General features: G+C 41.9%; 8 protein-coding genes. 7 read left to right on the top strand and 1 reads right to left on the bottom strand.

Annotated elements, in window-relative coordinates; all coding sequences use genetic code 11:
• The first annotated feature begins 308 nt into the window (after positions 1 to 308).
• Positions 309 to 1,295 (top strand): cytochrome-c peroxidase, encoded by a 987-nt coding sequence (locus CH373_RS03870; RefSeq protein ID WP_100714825.1) that lies wholly within the window; start codon positions 309 to 311, stop codon positions 1,293 to 1,295.
• Positions 1,296 to 1,354: 59 nt separating this feature from the next.
• Here CH373_RS03870 and CH373_RS03865 read toward each other — a convergent pair whose 3' ends face one another.
• Positions 1,355 to 2,635, bottom strand: a complete 1,281-nt coding sequence (locus CH373_RS03865; protein WP_165778773.1) for a citrate/2-methylcitrate synthase — start codon at positions 2,633 to 2,635, stop codon at positions 1,355 to 1,357.
• A 78-nt stretch (positions 2,636 to 2,713) separates the two neighbouring features.
• Here CH373_RS03865 and CH373_RS03860 point away from each other — a divergent pair, with 78 nt between their 5' ends.
• The 6 genes from CH373_RS03860 (at position 2,714) to CH373_RS03835 (ending at position 7,664) form a co-directional block, all read left to right on the top strand.
• Complete coding sequence (locus CH373_RS03860) at positions 2,714 to 3,844, top strand: helix-turn-helix domain-containing protein (RefSeq protein ID WP_243393234.1); 1,131 nt, start codon at positions 2,714 to 2,716, stop codon at positions 3,842 to 3,844.
• Positions 3,845 to 3,901: 57 nt separating this feature from the next.
• Positions 3,902 to 4,750, top strand: coding sequence for a metal-dependent hydrolase (locus CH373_RS03855; protein ID WP_100714811.1), 849 nt, complete (start codon positions 3,902 to 3,904; stop codon positions 4,748 to 4,750).
• Complete coding sequence (locus CH373_RS03850) at positions 4,747 to 5,547, top strand: SDR family NAD(P)-dependent oxidoreductase (protein WP_100714810.1); 801 nt, start codon at positions 4,747 to 4,749, stop codon at positions 5,545 to 5,547. Before CH373_RS03855 ends, CH373_RS03850 begins: the two co-directional genes overlap by 4 nt.
• Before the next feature lie 13 nt (positions 5,548 to 5,560).
• A complete protein-coding gene (locus CH373_RS03845; RefSeq protein ID WP_100714809.1) occupies positions 5,561 to 6,583 on the top strand; it encodes an alpha/beta fold hydrolase in 1,023 nt (340 codons plus the stop codon).
• Positions 6,584 to 6,697: 114 nt separating this feature from the next.
• A complete protein-coding gene (locus tag CH373_RS03840; protein WP_279305854.1) occupies positions 6,698 to 6,961 on the top strand; it encodes a C40 family peptidase in 264 nt (87 codons plus the stop codon).
• Positions 6,962 to 6,974: 13 nt separating this feature from the next.
• Complete coding sequence (locus CH373_RS03835) at positions 6,975 to 7,664, top strand: M15 family metallopeptidase (protein WP_100714808.1); 690 nt, start codon at positions 6,975 to 6,977, stop codon at positions 7,662 to 7,664.
• The last annotated feature ends 29 nt before the right edge of the window (positions 7,665 to 7,693 follow it).

Here is a 7,693-nt window from a genome sequence, read left to right as displayed (position 1 = left end):
AAAAAGGTTAATTCAACAACCAAAAGTGTAACCCATGTCTCCGGTTTAAAGTGTTACCTATGTTCCCGGTTCTTCACTGTTTAGGGTGGGGGGCGTGGTTCGTGGGACCCCAAGCCCCAAATCCCAGCTATCAGAAAAATTGATTTCTTTCAAACGAAAAATTCCAGGCCATCTCGTGTAGGAGCTCCTTCAAAATTCCCGTCGAAAAAATATTCCTGCGCTTTTATTCCTCAAATATGCCAAAAAAATTCTTGCGCGAAAGCAGTTCTTCGTATTCATTTAGAATCGTTCTAAACTGGGGGACAAGGATGAATCTTACAAAAAAAATCCCAATACTTATCGTTCTACTCACTCTCTCCGTAGCTTGCGGTCCATCGGAGAAATCCAAACGACTCATGGATGATTCCAAAAAGACCTTTGGCACGATTCCGGAAAAAATGCCCGGATCGGAAAAGGATACTCCGGAAAGGGTTGCTCTTGGAGAAAAGCTGTACTTCGAAAAAAGGCTTTCGGCAAATGACTCGCAAGCCTGCAATTCTTGTCATAACGTAAATGGAAAAAGCGCAGGAGTAGATAATCTTCCTACTTCTCCGGGCGCATTTGGCAAAAACGGAGATAGAAATTCACCTACGGTGTTAAATGCAGGATTTCATCTTGCACAGTTCTGGGACGGAAGAGCCCCAAATCTGCAAGCGCAAGCAAAAGGACCGATTCTGAATCCGATCGAAATGGCTATGCCTTCTGCTAGCGAAGTAGAAAAGAAAATTTCCGCAATTCCTGAATATGTGGATCTATTCGGAAAAGCATTCCCTGCCGAAGAAAAGAAAATTACTTACGACAACCTCGCGGAGGCAATTGCAGCCTACGAACGCACATTGATTACCAAAGACCGCTTTGATGATTTTCAGAATGGAAATCATCGCACATTAAATTCGGATGAGCAAAAAGGATTAGAAACATTCTTATCAATAGGATGCATCGCCTGTCACAATGGCCCTTTGCTCGGAGGGAATTCCTTCAGAAAACTGGGACAAGTGAATTCGTACGAAAACACAAATGATAAGGGAAGACATAACGTCACGAAGAATCCTGCCGATCTCTTCGTGTTTAAAGTTCCATCGCTCAGAAATGTCGCTCTTACCGGTCCGTATTTTCACGATGGAAAAATCCCCACTCTGGAGGAAGCTGTGAAAAAAATGGGGCATTTGCAGCTGGGAAAAGAGCTTTCCTCAGAAGAGGTAAATTCTATAGTGAGCTTCTTAAAGACTTTGTCCGACAAAAATCGGTCTAATTAATTAGCACTAATTTGTATTGAAACCTATTCGAGCCGGCCTCTCACGAGGACGGCTTTTTTTTACCTTTCCAGAATTTGCTTGTACTTCCTCGGGGCGTTCCCGGTGTAAATCTGTCTCGGTCTTACTTTAGAATAATCCCCGCTCAATCTTTGCTCTCTCCAATGGGCCAACCAGCCGGGGAGCTTGCCGATTACCTGCATCGCGGTGAAGAGCTCTTTAGGTATCCCAAGACTGTGGAATATTATAGCACTATAAAATTCTAAATTAGGATATAAGTTTTTTTCTAGAAAGAAGGAATCCTTGCTCAAGTGATCATCCACTTGCATCGCGATTTCCGCAACAGGGTCCAATTTCTTTTGGCGATAAAAATCCAAGAAAAGCTTTTGAGCAATCGATGATCTTTTGCTTTTTGCTTTGTACGCGTCGTGCCCAAAACCAGTCGAAGGAAAGTGTACCTTGTCTTTCTTAAATCTTTCAAAATACTCGGACACGGAAAGTTTCGATTTGATTACCGCTTCGATTAATTCGACCGTAGCAACCTGTCTTCCACCTTCTCTGGAACCCCAAAGAGCATTAATCGCCGAGGAAATGGACGCGAATATATTCGCCTGCGTAGAACCGATCAGCTGAACCGTAGTGTTGGAAACGTTCTGCTCGTGATCCGCATACAAGATCCAGAGTTGGTTTAGAATTCTATCGTGGTCCTCTCCAGGTTGGTATTTGACCGAAGGTAGGGAAAACAACATGTAAAGAAAATTCGTGCAATAAGGATGACGATCCAAAGGATACACGAATGGTTGCCCTATCATTTTTTTGTACGAAAACGCTGCAATCGTTCTAATCTTAGCGAGCAACCTAGCCGCCTGATCAATCCCGCGATCCAGATATTCCTCATACTCATCTTGGTAATAGCTAGAGAGAGATGAAACCATTACGGAAAGTACTGCAAGAGGGTGAGCTCTTCCTGGAAATCCGTCAAAAAGATTGATCATATCTTCATGAATCAATGAATGCTTGGACAGCTTCGTGGAAAATTCTTTCAGCTGTTTTTCGGTTGGAAGTTCGCCATAGATAAGAAGGTAGCTGGTTTCTACAAATGTAGAGTAATGCACCAGTTCCGCGATATCATACCCCCGATAAAGAAGATCACCGGTTTCCGGATCTCGTTTTGAAATACGACTCTGAGCATATGCTGTATTAAAAAAACCCGGGTCGTAAGAAGTCAGGCCTGTCTTGTCGTGCAGTTCCCTAAGATCGATTCCCTTTTTTCCGTCCGTTCCATGAATCACAGGAAAACGGTGGACAGTATCTCCCACTTTTAGTTCCACGAAGTCGCTCATACCGATAGAAAACTTAATATAGTCGCGATCGTCAACAAGCTTACGCGAAAATTCCTTTCTGCTGGACAAAGCCGATGTATGCGGCTTTTCTTTTCATTCATGTCCGGAATCGATTTCACTTATTACACTTCCGGTTTTTTTTTGCATCTATGGATCCAATTCGGGACCGGACTTTGCATTTTGCTAGCACTGATGGAATTGGTCAAAAAAAGGGAGACGAAATTTCCTGGGGGAATGTTTCTCTTGGCCTTGCTTCTCGCCTCAGTCCAAAGCAGATTGGGTTTTACAATCCTTCCGAATTCTTTCGAAAAAGCTTGGGCCTGGACTTTTTATTTTTCTTCGATCTGGGCAATAGGTCCGACCTTACTTTTGGTGTCCAGAAATATGGTTCAGTTCGCCTTGAGCAAAGAAGTGCCGATCGTAATACACTTCATCCCCGCATGTATCGTATTTTTGCTAGAACTCAGCACTTTTTTCTTACCCGAAGAAGCTCGAAATTCTATTATTAAGAACGCAGCCTCGGAAAGAAAGTTAAGCGGACTTACCGCACTTTTGACATTAGGTTTTTTGCATCAAACGTTCTACTGTTTATATCTCTGGATGCTATTCAGAAGGGTTTTTAAAGAAGTAGAAATTCATTTGTCCAAATTCGTTTATCTAATATTGATAAACGTATTCGCGTCCGTTGAGTTTTCCTGGCTTGGATTCTTTTTAATGGATAACAGGATTTTGGCAATCGGCGCGAGCTTCATTACGCTTGGTTCCGCTTCGATTTTCTTGTTTTCCTCTCGCTATCCGAACTTCTTTGTCTCTCTAAAATCAGAGTTACGACAAAGGAGATACGAAAGGACTCAGTTAGGAGGAATCGATCTGAACGCAGTTCAGATCAGACTGAAAGAATTCATGGAAGAGGAAAGAATTTACCAAGAAGAGACTTTGAAGATCCAAGACTTAGCTCAAAAACTACTCATCTCTCCTCACCAACTCTCCCGAGTATTGAATGAAACATATGGAAGAAACTTCAATGAATTCGTAAACGGTTACAGAATCGAGGAAGCAAAGAAACTACTACTAGCCGACGAAGCCAGAACCGTGCTATCCATAGGATACGAGGTAGGCTTCAATTCCAAATCCACCTTTAACGCACAGTTCTTACGGATCACAGGAAAGACTCCCGTAGAATGGAGAAAAATAAGTCGCAATTCATAAGTTCGGACGATCTTTTTGGCATTCCAAATATAATAAGACCCTGAAGGAAAAATCTGCATGGGCAAAAGTGAAATTTTGGAAAACAAAGAATTCGTTTATTATCCGGTGCGAAAACCCAGATTCGAGTTTTCTGAACCTGTCGCTAAGCACTGGTTAGGTGACTCTGCCTACCGGACTCATATTCTGAATGCTTGGACTTTGATCTTTCCAGATGGAGAGAGATACTTTATCCGAACTGTACAGCCCTTTTTATCCAAAATCAAAGATCCCAGAGTCTTGCGAAACGCAAAAGCATTCATAGGACAAGAAGCCCAGCACGCAGGGGAGCATAAAAAGTTTTGGAGAAATTTGGAAGACCAAGGCTATCGAATCAAAGGTTTCATTAAATTCTTCAATAAATTTGCTTTCGGCTTTTTGGAAAAGATCGCACCGAAAAGGTCCAATCTTTCCGTCACCGCCGGCTTAGAACATTATACTTCTTTAATAGCCACTGTAGGTTTAGGGTTAGGCGTACTAAAACAAGCGGATCCTCAAATGCGAAAACTCTTTGAATGGCATGCCGCAGAAGAAATAGAGCACAAGTCCGCCGCATACGACGTCTATTTGGATACGGGAGGTGGATACTTCAGAAGAGTCATAGGCATGATTGTGGCCTCGATTCTATTTTGGAGTTTTACTTTTTTGGGTGCAGAAATGCTGCTTTGGCAGGATGGTCTTACCTTTAATTGGAAAGTTCGGAGGGACGCTTTTGAATTTATTTTTTGGAAAGAAAAAGTATTCTTTCACGGAATCTTCGCATTCTTAAAATACTTTCATCCTCGGTTTCATCCCGAGCAAGAAGACAATTATCACCTGAGCCGGGAAATCTTTACTTCTCCCGAGCACCAGTATAAGGAAGTAGCATGAGTAAACTGAAAGGTAAAAACATTTTGATCACCGGTGCCAGCGGAGGATTTGGCCGAGAACTAACCAAACAACTTTTGAAAAAGGGAGCAAACCTAGTATTAACCGACATTAAGCCTCCTGATAAGCGCCCAGAATTCTACCTAGACAACGGTGCACCGGCGGAAGGTAAAATTCTTGGAAGCTTCGGCGCGGATCTTCAAACCGAAAAGGGATGCAATAACGCCTTTAAAGAAGCCAAAAAGATCCAACCGAAAATCGATATTCTAATCAACAACGCTGGCTTAGCTTTTCTAGGACAATTGCTAGATATTCCAGATGAAAAATGGAAGCTGATCTTGGACGTAAACCTAATGGCTCCGATTTATCTCACCCGACTTTTTCTACCGGGTATGCTTGAGAGAAAGTACGGACAAATCGTAAATATTTCTTCCTGCGCAGGAATTACTGCCCCAGGAGAACTCGTATATTATTCGGTTTCTAAATTCGGCATACGCGCATTAGGCGAGGCACTCGATTCAGGTTATAGGAGACACGGAGTCTATACTACGAATATCTATCCTTTCTTTTCCGATACCGCAATCTTAAAGTCTCAACAATTTGGAGTGCAAAAGAACAAGGACGTTCCTAAATTCCTGGTGGATAAGGTCGACAAAGTGGTGAAAGCTATGGTGAGAGGAATCGAAAAGAAAAAGATGCATGTGTTCCCAAGTAATATGGCAAAATTTCTGAGATTCTTGACTAGAATGTCTCCCGGGTTTTTAAGAAAACTAGAACATATCGGACAAAAATTTACCTAAGAGATCTACTCAGATGAAAGTAAAGAATGCGAAAACAGCAAAAGTTTCCTCCAAAGCTCCTAATAAAAAAAGGAGCTCTCTTACAAATTTCGATCTCGCATTTTCCGCCGAAAAGAAAAAGGGGCCTGGATTTTCCAGGGATGAGTTCCAAGAAGCTTACGTTCCAAACGGAGAACTTTCGCTTTATGTAAAATATAATCATACAGCTAGCGAATCTCCGAATAGACCCACTCTGCTGTTTGTCCATGGATATCCGGACGATCACACTACTTGGTCTTATCAAATGGAAGCGCTAAGCGACAAATTCAATGTGGCTGCTTGCGATCTCCGGGGATCAGGGAAGTCCTCCAAGCCGAAAGAACAGAAAGCATATAATGTTCGTAGAATGATGGAAGATCTAGAAAAAGTAATACAGTTTATTGGAAACAATAAACCTGTTCACTTAGTAGCTCACGATTGGGGAGCGGTGATTTGCTGGGCCTTTATCGCAGATTCAAAATATTCCAAATGGGTGACTTCCTATACCGCGATGGGCTGTCCACACCCTGTTTTAGCTACAAAGGCAATGTTCCGATTGCTCCTTAGTTTCAACCCGATCCATTGGTGGAAGGCATTTCGACAGTCGATAAGATCCTTCTATATAATCGTATTTCAAATTCCTTGGTTGCCTCAGTGGATCTGGAGCACATTTTCATTTCGGGTATGGCAACTTGCTATGACCATGGGTGGAGTACCAAAAAAAGATCCACTACGACTCAAGACTAGAGAGAAAATTTTATCTTCTTCTATTTCTACTCTGAATCTATATAAAGAATTAGTCAGAGGAGAAAGATTCCCTGAAATACAACAAATCAAAATTCCTGTACAGGTCCTAATTCCAATCCGCGATTTTGCGCTAAGCCCCGAATGCTACACATTACATTCTGGAATATGCGAATCCTACACGGAGCATAAGATAGATTGCAACCACTGGATCCAGAGAATTTTTCCTCAGTATGTGTCAGAAAAAATTTTGGAGCACGTTCGATCCGTTTGACTGCGATCTTTATCTAGGAATCTTCTCCTAAGCATATAGATTTGATTTGAAAAACTTTTGCATTCTTAGAAACTAAGAAGTCGGAGAAGTAAAATCTTAGGTTCCGCATTCGGTTTGGAAATCGGCGGTCCATCTTATTCTATGACCCAACAAACTCGAAACGTTGACATTTCGGAATTGGAAGAAGGAGATCTTCTTTTCTTTGATATTACAGGATCCGGAATCAGTCACGTAGATGTGTATCTCAAGGACCAAAAGTTCGTCCATGCTTCTGTAGTAAAAGGAGTCACCGTAAACTCCTTACAAGAAAAGTATTATCAGGAAAAATTTAAATCCGCAGGAAGGATCCTTACAGTAAGAAAACACGAAAAGGATTAAGATTTTTGATTATATGATAGGGAATAGAACGAAATACTCCGCTATAAATTTCATTCAATCGATTTCTTTGATTTCTCTTTGCTTGGCTTGTCTGTCCTGCGAAAAGGAAAAAATCCAACAGAATGATTCGAGTCTTTTCGTTGTACAAGGATTAGTCGCTCTAAAAGATATAGACCCTACAATTCGAATCGAACTTAAATACTCCACTCAAGACAATTTTACCGGAGAAAAGATTTACCCTTTTCATACCTGTTTACTTCGGAAGGAAACCGCGGAAAAACTCAAGAATGCGAATCTGGAATTTGCAGGCTACGGCTACAGGATCAAAGTTTGGGACGGATATAGACCGGGATACGCGCAAGAAATTCTCTGGAGTAAAGTTGCAGATGCTAGATATGTGGCCGATCCCAGAAAAGGCGGATCTGTTCACGGAAAAGGCGGCGCAGTTGATCTAACACTCGTCGACTCCTCGGATAAAGAACTGGAAATGCCATCTTTGTACGATGATTTTTCTAGCGCGGCCTCTCCTCTCAGAAAGGATTTGACACACTCGGTTGCTTCGAACTTGAACGTACTCGTAAGCGTTTTAATAAAACATGGCTTTTCCCAAATTTCCTCTGAGTGGTGGCATTTCAACGATTCTGATTCTAGATTCTACCAAAGACTAGAAGTAGACCCGCGACTCTGGGAAGGAAACCACTGACGGGATTTGCACAAGAAAAAGTGCCATCT

This window comes from Leptospira perolatii, assembly GCF_002811875.1.
Lineage (GTDB): Bacteria > Spirochaetota > Leptospiria > Leptospirales > Leptospiraceae > Leptospira_B > Leptospira_B perolatii.
This window is presented reverse-complemented; position numbering and strand designations above follow the sequence as displayed.

What these genes read in the sequence shown, in the direction of transcription:
- CH373_RS03870 (WP_100714825.1), top strand. Translation starts at nt 309, where the DNA reads ATGAATCTTACAAAAAAAATCCCAATACTTATCGTTCTACTCACTCTC.
- CH373_RS03865 (WP_165778773.1), bottom strand. Translation starts at nt 2,635, where the DNA reads ATGAGCGACTTCGTGGAACTAAAAGTGGGAGATACTGTCCACCGTTTT.
- CH373_RS03860 (WP_243393234.1), top strand. Translation starts at nt 2,714, where the DNA reads ATGCGGCTTTTCTTTTCATTCATGTCCGGAATCGATTTCACTTATTAC.
- CH373_RS03855 (WP_100714811.1), top strand. Translation starts at nt 3,902, where the DNA reads ATGGGCAAAAGTGAAATTTTGGAAAACAAAGAATTCGTTTATTATCCG.
- CH373_RS03850 (WP_100714810.1), top strand. Translation starts at nt 4,747, where the DNA reads ATGAGTAAACTGAAAGGTAAAAACATTTTGATCACCGGTGCCAGCGGA.
- CH373_RS03845 (WP_100714809.1), top strand. Translation starts at nt 5,561, where the DNA reads ATGAAAGTAAAGAATGCGAAAACAGCAAAAGTTTCCTCCAAAGCTCCT.
- CH373_RS03835 (WP_100714808.1), top strand. Translation starts at nt 6,975, where the DNA reads ATGATAGGGAATAGAACGAAATACTCCGCTATAAATTTCATTCAATCG.